This window comes from Bradyrhizobium sp. USDA 4011 (assembly GCF_054063415.1).
In genome coordinates this window covers 3,226,828-3,242,117 of sequence record NZ_JBSSGG010000001.1, presented here as the reverse complement: position 1 = coordinate 3,242,117, position 15,290 = coordinate 3,226,828, and the positions used below count along the sequence as shown (strand labels likewise).

Here is a 15,290-nt window from a genome sequence, read left to right as displayed (position 1 = left end):
ACGCTGTTGTGTTGTAGTCAAGCTCCATGGCCCGCACATTTGACGATGCCACCCGGCGGAATATCGCAGAGCTCTGCGCCGCGTTCGCGCGCCTGGCGCCGGCGGATGCGGCGCCGACGCTGAAGCGCGCGGCGGTCGCGATCGCGCTGACCGAAGGTGATGACGGCAACGGCACGGCCTTCCTGCTGACCCGCCGCAGCGCGCGCTTGCGCGCCCACAGCGCGCAATGGGCGCTGCCGGGCGGGCGCTGCGATGCCGGCGAGACACAGCCCCAGGCCGCGCTGCGCGAACTGCACGAGGAACTCGGGCTTGCGCTGTCCGAACGCAACGTGCTCGGCATGCTCGACGATTATCCGACGCGGTCCGGCTATCTGATCACGCCGGTCGTGGTCTGGGCCGGCGTGAATGCAGCGATCACGCCGAATCCGGACGAGGTCGCGTCCGTCCACCGCATCGGTCTCGATGCGGTCGAGCTCGACGATGCATTCACCTTCGTCACGATTCCCGAGAGCGCGCGGCGCGTGATCCGCTTTCGGCTGGGTGGTCAGCAGATCCATGCGCCCACCGCCGCGCTGATCTATCAATTCCGCGAGGTGCTCGCCGGCCGCAACACCCGCGTCGCCGATCTCGAGCAGCCGGTGTTCGCATGGAAGTAGGTCGCAACGATGCGGCTATTTGTGACGGCGGTTGCGGGCGTTCATCTTCATTGCCTTGCCTTGCGCATCAGGCGGATGCGCTGCGGCCTCGGGTTCCGGCTGCGCCCGCGAAACGTTCTCGTAACAAGAGAGCCGTGAGCCCGTATCCGGAAACGATCCGCAATCCGGGCGTTCGGCGCGCGCGGGTGCGGCGAGCGTCAACGCGCCAGCGGCGGCGAGCCAGAGTGCCGTTCTCATCGCGATCTCCACGGTGTTTCTTCGGAGAACACCGCATTGTGGCGAAAATTCTGGACGTGATCGCGGCATCCGGCCGCTTGCGCTCCGAACATTTCCGGGCTGACTTCGTGGCGGCGCTTGCTACAACGAGGTCATGCGCCCGCAATTGATTCGCCTCGTTCCTGGATTTGTCGCGCTCGCGCTCGCCGCCGGCGCGCCGCCCGTACTGGCCGGCGAGGCCGACGCGTTGCCGCCGTCCGTCGCCAATGCGATGGCGCAGGCCTCGCCGCAGGCGATCATGGAATATCGCCGCAAGCTGCAGGAATATCAGGAGGCGCGCGACGCCTTCGAGCAGGACGCCAGCGCCTATTGGAGTGCGATCGCCGACAAGCGGCGTGGCCGCAACGCCAAGCGCCGCGACCGCGTGCAGATCACGCTGGACGATTACGTGCTGCAGCAGCCGCCGGTCTATGAGGGCCCGAAGCGGCCGGTTAACCCGGCGCCGGAAGAAGAAGGCGGCAAGCCGCCGCGTCCGCCGAAAACCATCCCGGTGGTGTCGGATCTCGTCCGGGCGGCGGCCGAACAGTTCCAGTTCACACCGCAGCGACCGTCGAGCGAGGTCGAGTTCAAGCGCGCCTATGCCCGCTACGCGCGCGCGGCGGGGCTGACGCCGGAGCAGGCGGTGCGGGTCTATTCGTTCGAGACCGGCGGCACCGGCAATTACGACGTGCAGGCGGGCATCGAGCACGGCGGCAAGCGCGCGATCTCCACCGCGATGGGCTACAACCAGCTGCTCACCACCAACACCGTCGAGCTCTTGGCCGAGCAGGGCCATGAATTCGTACGGGATCTGACCGCGCGGGTGGCGGCGACGCAGGGGCCGGCGCGCAAGGCCATGGAACACAAGCTCGCGGTGCTGAAGAAGATGGTCGCGTTCACGCGGACCGTGCCCGACGATTGGTCGGCGCATCAGCGCCTCGCCGATACGCCGCAGGGCTGGGCGTGTCACGCCATGGTGCTAGACATCGATATCGGCCCGATGCTGCAGACTCACAAGCTGCTGACCTCGGTGATCTTCGCCCGCAACAAGGGCTACACAAGACCGCTGACCGCGGCCGAGCTCGAGATGATGAACCTGACCGGCGACGGCACCGGGCTCGACATGGTGACGATGCCGCAGGCGATGCGCGAGCAGGTGCCGACCACGAATTTCTTCCAGCGCTCCGGCTACGAACGCAACCCGGTCGCGATCCGACACAACACCGTGGCCAAGCTGCTCGCCATCACCAACGAGCGGATGGATTTCAACAGCAACAAGCCCGGTGCCAGGGAATTGGCCGCGGCGTTCTGATGTCTGCTGAAGACGTCAGAGCTTCGGTTCTGGTTGAATCAGAACCGAAGCTCGAGACCCTTCTCTCGACGCGTTTTCTTCACGCGTACCGGCGTCCACGTCGCCCGAAAACGCTCTAATTCGAGCCGAACATGAACTTGCCGTCGCCCCCGAGATAGGGCCCGGGGCGCATGTAGAGCTGGCCGTTGTGGCCGACGAAGAACAGCGTCCCCTTCGGCACCTTCTTGGCGCCCTTCAGCAGCGTATTGGCATTGTTGGTCCCCATCTTGTAGGCCCAGGTCTTGCCGTCCTTGTCATAGGCGTAGCCCATGTCGGTCTTCAGCTCCCAGGGCGCGGCCTCCTGCGCGAAAGCGCATGTCGTCAGCACGGCAAACGCCGCAGTCGCAACAAAGGTCTTGGTCAAAAAATGCGTCATGATCCACCTCCGGCCGAGAAAAACGGCGTCGTCCCCACAGTTTTGAACAAATCACGAACGGCATTTGCGCGTCAATACGACAATCGGCGCGACCGCTATCGTCCATCAGCGACTTTGTGATTTCCCGCATCAAGCTTGGCGACTATCTTCGCGTTACCGTTTACAAACGCTTCGATTGCCGGAAACACTACCTGGGGATGATCGGGATGAACCACGTCATGAAGATCGGTATCGGTGTCGCTCTGTCGTTCATGGCGCTGGCGTCAGTCGCGCAGGCGGACGAGTTCAAGCTCTCCAACAACCAGCGGATCTCCTGCAGCCGCGGCCTGTCGGCCGGCAAGCTCAACACGTCGACCTGCAAGTCCTACGCCTATCTGTTCAACGCCAAGACCTCCGAATACTTCCGCTGCCAGGTCTCGCTGGCGCTGACGCGGGACAACAAGGAGGTCATCAACGTGCAGGCCGACGGCGGCTGCACCAAGAAGCCGCGCATCTTCGACACCGACGGCAATTACACGTTCGACGCGACCGAGACCGAGCCGCCGAACACCAATTCGTTCTTCGGTCCGGGCGGCTATGCGATCTGGGCCAGCGATACCAACACCCAGAAGATCCGCGGCTGCATCACCATCTCGTCCGGTCTCGGCTCCGACATCTCGAAATGCCTCGACATGACGTTTCAGTGACGGCGGTGCGGGCCGCGTGATGCGCAAGCTGCGCCCGGCCCCGCTGTGTCGCTCGTGGCTGTTTCTCGAAGGCGCCAACGAGGCGGTCCTGCAGAGCGCGGCCGCCAGCGGCGCCGATGTGCTGATCCATGAGCTCGAGGACTTTACGCCGCCGCCGCTGCGCCCGAGGGCGCGGGCGCTGGCGGTCGAGCTCTACGCGGCCTGGCGCGACCAGGGCGCGGTGGTCGCGGTCCGCGTCAATCCGCTGGACCAGGACGGCATGGACGATCTTGCCGCCGTGATGCGCGGCCATCCTGACATCGTCGCGCTGCCGAAGGTCGCCGAGCCGCACCATGTCGCGAGACTCGACGAGGCGGTGACGCGGTTCGAGCACGACTATGGCATCGCCGAGGGATCGACGTCCCTGTTGCCGAACATCGAGTTCGCGCGCGGCCTGGTGCAGACCGGCGCGATCGCTGCGGCGAGCCGGCGCACCATCGGCTGCCTGATGGCCTCCGAAGACCTCGCCGCCGATCTCGGCGCCGAGCGCGGCAGCGATGGCCTTGAGCTCGCTTACGCGCGGCAGCGCTTCATCGTCGAATGTTGCGCCGCCAATGTGGTCGCGGTCGACTGTCCCTACACCTGGAGCGACGTCGCCGGCGTCGAACGCGACACGATCTGGGCGCGGCGGCTGGGCTACACCGCAAAGAGCCTGGTCGATCCTGCGCAGGCCGCCATCGTCAACGGCGTGCTCACGCCGAGCGATGATGAGTTGCGCCAGGCGGCCAGGATCGTCGCGGCGTTCGAAGCGGCGCGGGCACAGGGCCTTGGGCGCGTCGAACTTGACGGCTCGCTGCTGGAAGTCCCGACCTATTCCAACGCAAAGCGCCTGATCGCGCGCGGCGAGGCGCTGCGCGCGATCGATCACAATGCTCGAGCCTGACCGCAGGCCATGCCTCAGGACGCCGGCTGTTTCTCCGAAAAGTGCATGCGCGAGCGGGCGAACTTCTTGACGCCCATCGGCTTGCCGAACAGGTAGCCCTGGACCTGATCGAAATCCATCTCGTGCGCGGCAAGAAAGTCCGCGCGCGTCTCGACCCCCTGCGCAATAGCCTGCGCGCCGACGTCGTGTGCGAGCTCGACGATACGCCGGCACACCGTCTGCTTCAGGCGCTGATCCGCGCAACCGGTGACGTATTGATGGTCGACCTTTAGCTGGACGAACGGAAAGTTCGGCAATCCCAGCAAGGATGGCCAGTTCGCGCCGACATTGTCGATCGAGATGCCGATATTGTGCAGGCGAACGCGCCGGGCGACATCGATCGCCAAATCGAGATTGTCGACCACCTCGGCGCTGTCGATCTCGATCAGCAGGCCGGCGAAGGCGGCATGATCCGGAATCCGGTAGCAAAGCTCGCGCACCGCAGCATCGTCGGCGAGAAACGAGATCGGCAGGTTGATCGAGAGATCGACCGGTCCGACTTGTTCGAGCAGATAGCGCCAGTCTTCGATGGCGCGCTCGATCACGAACTCGGAGAGCGCATGAAAATGCGGGTCGCTTTCGTCGGGGATGAAGTAGGCAGGCGGCACGACGCCCCATGCGGGATGGCGCATTCGGATCAGCGCCTCGGCGCCGCTCGGAACCAATGTCCGGAGATGAATTTTCTGCTGATACCACAGCTCCAGCCAGCCGGCCTTCAGCGCTTCGGGCACATCCACTGCCGGGCTCGGTGCGGGCTCGAGCGGCATCAACGACGCAAGACTGTCACGAAGGGTCCCGGCGCTGAACGGGGTGGAGAGGGCCGGCAGCATGGCGATGCCGTACTCGTCGCCGATCTGCCGAACCGCCTTCACGATGATCGAGTCCGGCTGGCCGATGACGAGGACCTTGCCGCCGTAGTCCTTTCTCACCAAAGTCTCGAGAATTTTACTGACTTCGATGCCGTCCACGGACACGCCGAGCACCAGAAGATCGGGCCGTTCCGCGTCCAGCACGGTGTCGAGTTCCAAAGCCTGGGCGCATTCGCTGGTGATGAAGCCGAGGTCTTCCAGTGCCTCTGCGAGGAAGGTCCGAAGGTGTTTCTTGCTGTCCGCAATGCATGCGCGTGGGGTCAGCTTGCGATGTCCGAACCAGCCGGCTCGCGTTTGTCCGATGTGACTGATGTGGTTCATGCCCCGCCTTATCCGTAATTACCCCGGCCTGACTCGTACATCCAGGAGCGGAGGCAATCATGGAAATTTCTGGTTCATACATTGATTGGCTCGCTAACCTTAAAGGATTCAATTCGACTCAAATGTTTCCGGAATCGCCGCGTCTTGCCGCGATTACAGGCGCAACAAATGCGTCATCTGGCGTTCATGAGAGCAATCGTGTCCGTCGCTGCATCGCGCCGGAAACGTTGCGCGCGTGTGTCATCGCGAGACGACGTTAATGACTGTGATGTCGGGTCGATGCAGAAGCGGAATTGCACCATTGTCGGACATCAAATCGAGTTGCCGCCGAGCACCAACGGCGAATCAGATCATGCGTTCTGCGATGCCAATGCAGTCGTGCTTGATGTCGTCGTTGCCGTTCGCAACGTCTCCGGCATCAACGCGCAGTAGCCGATCAGCCCGGCGCAAGCGACGGCCGCAAGGAACAGGAATGCGGCGCTGCAACCGGCGTGGACGATAATAAATGCGCATCTCAACCCGACGGCGCGCAGAGCTCCTGCGCAGGTAAAGTGGTGCTGCTATCAGGGATTTCGGCCCTGCATGCGTCATTTGGATGGGTTGACCCGGCACAGGTGTGCGGCCAATTTCCGGCCCGGCTTAGGGGAGAATAATGCTCATGAATTCAAGGTTGATGGCCGCCGCGATCGTGGCCGCCAGTGTTTTGTCCGCGCCTGTCGCACAGGCCCAGCAGTTCATTAACGTGCTCACCGGCGGCACCTCGGGCGTCTACTATCCGCTCGGCGTCGCGATCGGGAGGATCTACGGCGACAAGATCCCCGATGTGAAGACCCAGGTGCAGGCGACCAAGGCCTCGGTGGAGAACCTGGTGCTGCTGCAGCAGGGCAGGGGCGAGATCGCCTTCACGCTCGGCGATTCGCTGAAGGCCGCCTGGGAAGGCGACGCCGAGGCCGGCTTCAAGAACAAGCTCGATAAGCTGCGCACCATCGGCGCGATCTATCCGAACTACATCCAGATCGTCGCCACCGCCGAAAGCGGCATCAAGACGCTCGCCGATCTCAAGGGCAAGAGCCTGTCGGTCGGCGCGCCGAAGTCCGGCACCGAGCTCAACTCGCGCGCGATCCTGGCGGCCGCCGGCATGAGCTACAAGGATCTCGGCAAGGTCGAGTATCTGCCGTTCGCCGAATCGGTCGACCTGATGAAGAACCGCCAGCTCAACGCCACGCTGCAGTCCGCCGGCCTCGGCGTCGCCTCGCTGAAGGACCTCTCGACCTCCAGCGAGATCACCGTGGTCGCCGTGCCGAAGGAGACCGTCGACAAGATCGGCCCGCCCTTCGTCTCCGTGATCATTCCGGCCAACACCTATACCGGCCAGGACAAGGACGTGCCGACCGCGGCGGTCGTGAACTACCTCGTCACCTCAAGCGCGGTGTCGGACGACTTGGCCTATCAGATGACCAAGCTGGTCTACGAATCGCTGCCGGAACTCGCCAATGCCCACGCCGCGGGCAAGGAGATCAAGCTCGCGGCCGCCGCGACCGGCAGCCCGGTGCCGCTGCATCCCGGCGCGATCCGTTATTACAAGGAAAAGGGCCTGATCAAGTAGGGCCGGACCGTCTATTCCTCGCCGTCATTGCGAGGAGCGATGCGACGAAGCAATCCATTCCTCCGCTTGCGGTGCGCTGGATTGCTTCGCGGAGCCTGTCATCCGGCGGCGCTTCGCGCCGACCGGGTGGCTCGCAATGACGGGGCGCGTTTTCGTGACGCGGCTTTCGGTGGGCGAAGTCAGTGGTTATAAGCGTCGCGGGCACGGCGGGGGACTAATCATATGCAGCAGCAGGTTGCGGGCGAGCAGCCCATCAAGGTTGAATTCGACAATTTCGAGCATGGCTTTCCGGAAGGTTTCGGCCCGGGCGCCTGGGGCCGTCTGGCCTATGCCATCGGTCTCGCCTTTGCGGTGTTCCAGCTCTATGTCGCGGCCTTCAATTATTTGCCGAGCCAGGTGGTGCGCGGCGTCCATGTCGGCTTCCTGATCCTGCTGACCTTCGGCCTGATCGGCAACTTCACCGCCAAGACCGATTTCGGCCGTGCGGTGAGCTGGATCGTCGGCGCCGCCGGTTTCCTCTGCGGGCTCTATCAGTGGATCTTCTATGCCGACCTGATCGCCCGCGACGGCGACCCGACCAACATGGACCTTGCGGTCGGCACGCTGCTCGCGATCTTGATCTTCGAGGGGACGCGGCGGCTGATGGGGGCGGCGCTGCCGCTGATGTGCGGCGCCTGTCTGCTCTACTGGTTCTTCGGACAATATCTGCCGTCGCCGTTCAACCATCGCGGCTATGACTTCGACCAGATCGTCACCCATCTCTCGTTCGGGACCGAAGGCTTCTACGGCGTGCCGATCTATGTCTCGGCCACCTACATCTTCCTGTTCATCCTATTCGGCTCGTTCCTCGAGCGTGCCGGCATGATCCAGCTGTTCACCGACGTCTCGCTCGGCCTGTTCGGCCGCACCCGCGGCGGGCCGGCCAAGGTCGCGGTGTTCGCCTCGGGCATGATGGGCACGATCTCGGGCTCCGGTGTCGCCAACGTCGTCACCGTCGGGCAGTTCACGATTCCCCTGATGATCAGGTTCGGCTATCGCCGCGCCTTTGCCGCCGGCGTCGAGGCCACCGCCTCGATGGGCGGCCAGATCATGCCGCCGGTGATGGGCGCGGTCGCCTTCATCATGGCTGAGACGCTTGGCGTTCCCTATTCGGAGATCGTCAAGGCCGCCGTGATTCCGGCGATCCTGTATTTCGCCTCGGCGTTCTGGATGGTGCACCTCGAAGCCGGCAAGCATGGTCTTGTCGGCATGAAGCGCTCGGAGATCCCGAGCGCCTGGAAGGCGCTGGTCGCACGCTGGTATCTCGTCTTGCCGCTCGCGGCGCTGGTCTACATGCTGTTCGAGGGCTTCACGCCGCTCTATGCCGGCAGCATGGGGCTCGCGTTGACGGTCGCGCTGATCCTCGGCGCCAGCATCACGCTCGGCGCCTCCAACACCATCGTGCGCACCATCTTCTGGATCGGCCTTGCGCTGGTGGTTGCCGCGGTCTCGCGCCATGGGCTCGAGATCGTTCCGGTGGCGAGCGTCGTCGCAGGCCTGATCGTGATCGCAGCGATCACGCGCGGCGGTCGCGCCACGCTCAGGGCCTGCCGTGACTCGCTCGCCGACAGCGCCAAGTCGGCGCTGACCGTCGGCATGGCCTGCGCCATCGTCGGCACCATCATCGGGATGATGACGCAGACCGGCGTCGGCACCATCTTCGGCAGCTGGATCATCGGGCTCGGCGCCAAGAGCCTGTTCCTGGCGCTGATCATGACCATGCTGCTGTCGATCCTGCTCGGCACCGGCATCCCGACGATCCCGACCTACATCATCACCGCGGCGCTCGCCGCGCCTGCGCTGGCCAAGCTCGGCGTGCCGCTGATCGCAAGCCACATGTTTGCGTTCTACTACGGCATCATGGCCGACCTCTCGCCGCCGGTCGCGCTCGCGGCGCTGGCGGCGGCGCCGATCGCCAAGGAGAATCCGGACAAGATCGGCTGGGAAGCGATGCGGATCGCGCTTGCCGGCTACGTCATTCCCTTCATCTTCGTCTATTCGCCGGCGCTGATGCTGCAAGCGGGCGATCCGATGCAGGCGCAGCTCGGCTTCTACGGCGCGGTGGCGCTGGCGAGCTTCAAGGCGCTGGTGGCGATCGCGCTGTTCGGCATCGTCGCGATCGGCTTCCTTTTCACGCGGCTGACCTTGATCGAGATCGCGGTGGCGTTCGGCGCCGCGCTCTGCCTGCTCGGCGATTTCCGCTTCTCGGATACGGCGGGGTTCACGCTCGCCGCCGCGGTCGTGTTGTGGCAATGGCGGCAGCGCCCGCGCAATGCGGTGGCGGCGGCTTGAGCCTCTGCCTTGCATCCGCGGGTGTCGTGAAGACGCTGCAGGTCGCAGCCTTCACGCTCGCCTGGACGCATTCGATCGAGAAGACCGCCTGGCAGGAAGACTGGCTGGTCACGCCGGCCGGACTGACGCTGCAACAGGCGCGCATCAAGGGCACGGGCGCCGGCATGGAGCCGCCGCCGGAAGCGCGCCTCACTGACGGCTGGTTTCAATGGTCGCCGCCGCCCGTGCCGAGGGCGGAGGTCGTGCTCGGCAATTCCGGCGCGGCGGGCGAATGGCATCTGTGCGAGGCGGGACGCTGCCAGACGCTATCGGAGATTTTCGGACATCCGATCGGTGCTAATGTCACGACCATGAGTGTTTGCCGAGACCCGTAGCCCGGATGGAACGAAGCGCAATCCAGGAACAGTGGCCCCGGATTTCGCTGCGCTCCATCCGGGCTCCGGGCGACAAGAATAACGAGGGAGAACAAACGATGGATCGGCTCAAGGGCAAGGTTGCGATGGTGGTCGGGGCGGGCTCGATTGGGCCCGGCTGGGGCAATGGCAAGGCGACCGCCGTGACCTTCGCGCGCGAGGGCGCCAGCGTGTTCTGCGTCGATCGCAACGGCGCCGCGGCCGAGGAGACGGTCAAGATCATCACCGGCGAGGGCGGCAAGGCGACCGCGTTCACCGCTGATGTCTCGCGCGCCAGCGAGGTCGAGGCGATGGTCGCGGCCTGCCTCAAGGCCTATGGCCGTATCGACGTGCTCGACAACAATGTCGGCATCGCCGAGGTCGGTAGCGTGGTGGAAGTCGCGGAAGCCGACTGGGACCGCGTCTTCGCGGTCAACCTCAAGAGCGCCTATCTCTCGATGAAGCACGTCATTCCGGTCATGATCAAGCAGGGTGGCGGCTCGATCATCAACATCTCCTCGATCGCCTCGATCCGCCACGTCGGCATCTCATATGTCAGCTACAATGCGAGCAAGGCGGCGATGAACCAGATGACGCGCTCGACCGCGGTCGAGTTCGCCTCCAAGCATGTGCGCGTCAACGCGATCCTGCCGGGATTGATGAAGACGCCGATGGTCGAACATTCGGCGGGGCTGGCGCAGAGCTATGCCAAGGGCGATGTCGAGGCGATGTGGCGCGCCCGCGACGCCCAGGTGCCGATGGGGCACATGGGCGACGCCTGGGACGTCGCCAATGCCGCGCTGTTCCTGGCGTCGGACGAATCGAAATATGTCACCGGCATCGAGCTCGTGGTCGACGGCGGCATCACCTCGAAGTCGGGCGCTTGAGTGGTCGCTGAAGGAACTAGGCCTCGACGCTGAGCTCGGCGCGGTCGAGTTCCTCCTCGACCAGGTGGAACGCGTCGTCGCCGATGGTCTCGGTGCGCCGCAGATTGAGCAGTGCCTGACGCGCGGCCGCGATGGCGCGGCGGCGTAGCGGATCCGACGGCAGCTCGCGTGAGGTCAGGCCGCCATCCGGGTCATTCTCGGCGCGCACCAGCACGGCGCGGTATTCGAGCCGGAGTATCTCGGCTTCTTCCGACGGGTCGGCGTCGATTTCCTCGAGCGCTGCGCGAAAGACCACGCCGCGGGCACGGGCCGCCTCGCGCCCGACCGGGTCGTCGTCATCGAAATTCAACGCCAGGATCAGTGGCCGCAGGGTCAGTCCCTGGATCACGAGCGAGCCCAGCACCACGGCAAACGCCGTCAGCAGGATCAGATCGCGATATGGGAAATACTCAGGCAGCGCAAACGCGGCCGCCAGCGTGACGATGCCGCGCATGCCGCACCACGACACGATGAAGCCGCGCTTCATGGTTGGAACGCCCTCCATCACATGGGCGGGCAGCCAATTGCGTGCCTTCAGCATGCGCAGCAGCGCGCCGTAGGGCATCACCCAGAGGATGCGGGCGAGGATCACCACGGCGAGGATCGCAGCCGCGAAGCTGCAATATTTCCACCGCACCTCGTCGTCGAGCTCGGACCAGATCGGGCGCAATTGCAAGCCGATCAGCATGAAGGCGAGCACGTTGAGCACGAAGACGACGGTTTCCCACACCGCATAGGACGACACGCGCAATCGCGCGGACGTGCGGGCCGGCGCGGTGCGGGAAATGGTGATCGCGTAGGCGATGATGGTCAGAATGCCGGACAGCCCGAGGTGTTCGGCGACGATCCACACCATGAAGGTGCCGCCGAATTGGGTGATGATCGCGCTCGGCGCCTCGGTGATGCGGCGGGTGATCATCATCCAGACCTGCGCGAACAGGTAGCCGGCGGCGAGGCTGCCCACCAGCGCGACCGTGATCGACGGCACGAACTCGCGGATCTTCATGTGCTCGGCGGCGATCAGGCCGACCGCGACGCGATAGATCAACAGCGCGGACGCATCGTTGAGCAGGCTTTCGCCTTCGAGGATCTTCTGGATCCGGTACGGCAGGTTGACCTGGCGCAGGATCGCAGTGGCCGCAGCCGCGTCCGGTGGCGCCACGATGGCACCCAGCGCGATTGCGACCGGCCAGGGCATGTCCGGGCGCAGCCAGTGCGCGACCACGGCGACGGCTGCCGTCGTGACGCCGACCGCGACCACCACCAGCGTCGAGACCGGCAGCCAATTGTTGCGGAGGTCGCGCAGCGAGGTGTCGTAGGCCGCATCAAGCAGCACTGGTGCGACAAACAGTGCCAGCGCCAGTTTCGGTTCCAGGGCCCAGGTCGGGGCCCATGGCAGCAAGGTCAGCAGCACGCCGCCGAGCGCAAGAAAGGTTGGGTAGGGCACCTTGATCCGCCGCGCCAGCGCCGACAGCGCCACCGCCGCGAGCAGCAGGCCGATGATCCATTCGAATGTCAGCACGCGAACCCCCAGTGCAGCCGATCGTCGCAATTGACGTATAATCCAGCGTGTGGTTTTGCGGCAAATGGCGCGCTGCTGGATATCAGGGGCCGGTGGTTCGGGTGCGGGAGAGGGATGTCTTGTCGGCGATCGGGATGCGACGCAACTCTGCGAATCTTGCCGTTGATCTGGTTCTGGCGCTGCTGTGCGTTTGCCTGTCGGGCGCGCTGACGTCAGGCGTTGCGCGCGCGGCCGGCAGCGAGCCCGGCCAGGATGTGCAGGCCGATGCCGGGCCCTGCATCGCTGCGGCTGCGGCAACGGGTGACGACAAGACCATCGAGGCTTGTGGCGCGCTGATCGACAATGAGAAGGCGGCCAAGCCGGATCGCGTCAAGGCGCTGATGGCGCGCGCGAGCGCCTATGACCGCAAGCAGATGATCGATCGCGCGATCTCAGATTACGACACCGTGCTCCGGCTCGATCCTTCGCTTGCCGACGCCCACAATGCGCGCGGCGAGCTTTGGCGCCGCAAGGGCGACCGGCCAAAGGCGATCATGGATTTCGGCGCCGCCGTCAAGCTCAATCCCGACCACGCCGCGGCCAAGGCGAACTACAAATCGCTGTCGCTGGAACTGGAGCGGATCGGCGCCATGATGGCGGTCGCCGGCAAGCCGAGCTTCGATTGCCGCAAGGCGCGCCGGCCGGTGGAGAAGGCGATCTGCGCCAATCCCGAGCTTGCCGATCTCGATCGCGAGATCGGCGCGTCGACCTTTCGCGCCGTGCGCGAGGCAAAGGATCCGCGCCAGGCGCGCGAACTGCAGCGCGAGCAGGACCAGTTCATCGCCCGCCGCAACGCGGAATTCGGCAAGCCGGCCTATGAGCTGCAAAAGGCGATGCGCGAGCGGTTGCGGCAGATCAACGGCGTCGACGGCTACTAGTGCCAACGTCGGTAAGTTTCTGGCTTGAATTATCGGTCGCGTCCATGACAATGGCCGCCAAAGAGAGCCAACCATCCGAAGTCGTCATCCTCGACCACGACGATGGAGGCGAGGGAGAAGCGCAATGAACGTCCAGCAGAAGAGCCGGTATCATGAGGTGTATGCCCGCTCGCTTCGCGACCCCGAGGGCTTTTGGACGGAGGCGGCGCGCGAGATCGACTGGATCGAGCCGCCCAAGAAAGTCTTTGATCCGTCCATGGGCGTCTATGGACGCTGGTTCGCCGGCGCCGTGGTCAACACCTGCTACAACGCGCTGGATCGCCATGTCGCCGGCGGCCGCGCCGGCCAGGTCGCGCTGATCCACGATTCCCCGCTCACCAACACGATCACCAAATTCACCTACTCCGAGCTGCTGGCGGAGGTGCGGACGCTGGCCGCGGTCATGCAGGATTTCGGCGTGGCCAAGGGCGATCGCGTCATCCTCTATATGCCGATGGTGCCGGAGGCTGTCGTTGCGATGCTCGCCTGCGCGCGGATCGGCGCGGTGCACAGCGTGGTGTTCGGCGGCTTCGCGGCCAAGGAGCTCGCGACCCGCATCGACGACGCCAAGCCGAAGCTGGTCTTCTCGGCGAGCTGTGGCATCGAGCCCGGGCGCATCGTGCAGTACAAGCCGCTGCTCGACGAAGCGATCCGCCTCGCCGGCGCCAAGCCCGAGACCTGCATCATCCTGCAGCGGCCGCAGCAGGCTTGCGAGCTCACCGCGGGCCGCGACCATGACTGGGCGACGCTGCGCCGCGCCGCGTTCGACGCCGGCAAGGCCGCGCCCTGCGTGCTGGTCGCCGCGACCGATCCGCTCTACATCCTCTACACCTCGGGCACGACCGGAATTCCGAAGGGCGTGGTGCGCGACAATGGCGGGCATCTCGTCGCGCTGAAATGGTCGATGCACAATCTCTACGGCGTAAAACCCGGCGAGATCTGGTGGTGCGGCTCTGACATCGGCTGGGTGGTTGGCCACTCCTACATCGTCTATGGCCCGCTGATCCACGGCGCAACCACGATCATGTATGAGGGCAAGCCGGTCGGCACGCCGGATGCCGGCGCGTTCTGGCGCGTGATCAGCGAGCACAAGGCGGTTGCCTTCTTCACCGCGCCGACCGCGTTCCGCGCGATCAAGAAGGAAGACCCCGAGGGCAAGCTGCTGAGGAGTTACGACCTCTCGCGCTTCCGCACGCTGTTCCTCGCCGGCGAGCGCGCCGATCCGCCGACGGTGGAGTGGGCCGAGCAGCAGTTGAAGGTGCCGGTGATCGATCACTGGTGGCAGACCGAGACCGGCTGGTGCATCGCCGGCAATCCGGTCGGACTCGGCATGCTGCCGGTCAAGCACGGTTCGCCGACGGTGCCGATGCCGGGCTATCAGGTCGACATCGTCGACGAGGCGGCGAAGCCGGTGCCTGCGGGCACCATGGGCTCGATCGTGATCAAGCTGCCGATGCCGCCGGCCTGTCTGCCGACGCTGTGGCAGCAGGATGATCGCTTCAGGGACGCCTACCTCTCGGAATTCCCCGGCTACTACAAGACCTCGGATGCCGGCTACAAGGATGCGGACGGCTATGTCTGGGTGATGGGCCGCACCGACGACATCATCAATGTCGCCGGCCACCGGCTCTCCACCGGCGGCATGGAAGAAATTCTGGCCTCGCATCCCGACGTCGCCGAATGCGCCGTGCTCGGCGTCAAGGACGCCATCAAGGGCGAGGTGCCTTGCGGCTTCCTGGTGCTGAAGGCCGGCGTGAGCAAGACGCCGGATCAGGTCGAGAAGGAAGTCGTGGCGCTGGTGCGCGAGAGGCTCGGGCCGGTCGCGGCGTTCAAGCTCGCGATCACGGTCGCGCGGCTGCCGAAGACCCGCTCCGGAAAAATCCTGCGCGGCACCATCAAGAAGATCGCCGACGGCGAGTCCTGGACCATGCCGGCGACGATCGAGGACCCCAAGGTGCTCGACGAGATCGACGAGGCGCTGAAGGACAAGGCGTAGGTCGACGTCACTCGGGCGTTGCTCTCTTCAGTGGAGAGAGCGCGCCGTGTGGCACCCCTTTCCCCAACATCGCGTGTGAGGGGAGC

Annotated in this window: 15 protein-coding genes; 11 read left to right on the top strand and 4 right to left on the bottom strand. The window is 65.0% G+C overall.

Annotated features, from left to right (window positions below; genetic code table 11):
• Positions 1–26: 26 nt before the first annotated feature.
• Positions 27–656, top strand: coding sequence for an NUDIX hydrolase (locus tag ACVW1C_RS15150; protein ID WP_456759109.1), 630 nt, complete (start codon positions 27–29; stop codon positions 654–656).
• 15 nt (positions 657–671) lie between these two features.
• Here ACVW1C_RS15150 and ACVW1C_RS15145 read toward each other — a convergent pair whose 3' ends face one another.
• A complete protein-coding gene (locus ACVW1C_RS15145; RefSeq protein ID WP_456759108.1) occupies positions 672–905 on the bottom strand; it encodes a hypothetical protein in 234 nt (77 codons plus the stop codon).
• A 121-nt stretch (positions 906–1,026) separates the two neighbouring features.
• Between ACVW1C_RS15145 and ACVW1C_RS15140 the strand changes: the two genes are divergently transcribed.
• Complete coding sequence (locus ACVW1C_RS15140; RefSeq protein ID WP_456759107.1) at positions 1,027–2,223, top strand: hypothetical protein; 1,197 nt, start codon at positions 1,027–1,029, stop codon at positions 2,221–2,223.
• Positions 2,224–2,338: 115 nt separating this feature from the next.
• Here the strand turns inward: ACVW1C_RS15140 and ACVW1C_RS15135 are convergent, their stop codons facing one another.
• Entirely contained in the window at positions 2,339–2,638 is a 300-nt protein-coding gene (locus tag ACVW1C_RS15135) for a hypothetical protein (RefSeq protein ID WP_456759106.1), read from the bottom strand.
• A 206-nt stretch (positions 2,639–2,844) separates the two neighbouring features.
• Between ACVW1C_RS15135 and ACVW1C_RS15130 the strand changes: the two genes are divergently transcribed.
• Complete coding sequence (locus ACVW1C_RS15130; RefSeq protein ID WP_173643777.1) at positions 2,845–3,324, top strand: hypothetical protein; 480 nt, start codon at positions 2,845–2,847, stop codon at positions 3,322–3,324.
• 19 nt (positions 3,325–3,343) lie between these two features.
• The gene (locus tag ACVW1C_RS15125; protein ID WP_456759105.1) at positions 3,344–4,246 is read left to right on the top strand and encodes an HpcH/HpaI aldolase/citrate lyase family protein; all 903 of its coding nucleotides are present in this window, start codon (positions 3,344–3,346) and stop codon (positions 4,244–4,246) included.
• Positions 4,247–4,260: 14 nt separating this feature from the next.
• Here ACVW1C_RS15125 and ACVW1C_RS15120 read toward each other — a convergent pair whose 3' ends face one another.
• On the bottom strand, positions 4,261–5,475 hold the full coding sequence (locus ACVW1C_RS15120) for an EAL domain-containing response regulator (protein ID WP_456759104.1): 1,215 nt from the start codon (positions 5,473–5,475) through the stop codon (positions 4,261–4,263).
• A gap of 168 nt (positions 5,476–5,643) precedes the next feature.
• On the opposite strand from ACVW1C_RS15120, the gene ACVW1C_RS15115 reads away from it, so the two are divergent.
• The 5 genes from ACVW1C_RS15115 to ACVW1C_RS15095 all read left to right on the top strand — a co-directional run bounded on the left by ACVW1C_RS15115 (position 5,644) and on the right by ACVW1C_RS15095 (position 10,691).
• Positions 5,644–5,907 carry a hypothetical protein gene (locus tag ACVW1C_RS15115; protein ID WP_456759103.1) on the top strand — a complete coding sequence of 88 codons (264 nt, stop codon included), beginning with the start codon at positions 5,644–5,646 and terminating at the stop codon, positions 5,905–5,907.
• Positions 5,908–6,133: 226 nt separating this feature from the next.
• Entirely contained in the window at positions 6,134–7,081 is a 948-nt protein-coding gene (locus ACVW1C_RS15110) for a TAXI family TRAP transporter solute-binding subunit (RefSeq protein WP_456759102.1), read from the top strand.
• A gap of 222 nt (positions 7,082–7,303) precedes the next feature.
• On the top strand, positions 7,304–9,412 hold the full coding sequence (locus ACVW1C_RS15105) for a TRAP transporter permease (protein WP_456759101.1): 2,109 nt from the start codon (positions 7,304–7,306) through the stop codon (positions 9,410–9,412).
• On the top strand, positions 9,373–9,786 hold the full coding sequence (locus ACVW1C_RS15100; protein ID WP_456759100.1) for a DUF1850 domain-containing protein: 414 nt from the start codon (positions 9,373–9,375) through the stop codon (positions 9,784–9,786). The genes ACVW1C_RS15105 and ACVW1C_RS15100 overlap by 40 nt, the downstream gene beginning before the upstream one ends.
• Positions 9,787–9,884: 98 nt before the next feature.
• Positions 9,885–10,691, top strand: a complete 807-nt coding sequence (locus ACVW1C_RS15095; protein WP_456759099.1) for an SDR family NAD(P)-dependent oxidoreductase — start codon at positions 9,885–9,887, stop codon at positions 10,689–10,691.
• A 16-nt stretch (positions 10,692–10,707) separates the two neighbouring features.
• Here ACVW1C_RS15095 and ACVW1C_RS15090 read toward each other — a convergent pair whose 3' ends face one another.
• Positions 10,708–12,252 carry a cation:proton antiporter gene (locus ACVW1C_RS15090; protein ID WP_456759098.1) on the bottom strand — a complete coding sequence of 515 codons (1,545 nt, stop codon included), beginning with the start codon at positions 12,250–12,252 and terminating at the stop codon, positions 10,708–10,710.
• A gap of 134 nt (positions 12,253–12,386) precedes the next feature.
• On the opposite strand from ACVW1C_RS15090, the gene ACVW1C_RS15085 reads away from it, so the two are divergent.
• Positions 12,387–13,169 carry a hypothetical protein gene (locus ACVW1C_RS15085; RefSeq protein ID WP_456759097.1) on the top strand — a complete coding sequence of 261 codons (783 nt, stop codon included), beginning with the start codon at positions 12,387–12,389 and terminating at the stop codon, positions 13,167–13,169.
• A gap of 124 nt (positions 13,170–13,293) precedes the next feature.
• A complete protein-coding gene (locus ACVW1C_RS15080; protein ID WP_456759096.1) occupies positions 13,294–15,204 on the top strand; it encodes a propionyl-CoA synthetase in 1,911 nt (636 codons plus the stop codon).
• Positions 15,205–15,290: the final 86 nt, after the last annotated feature.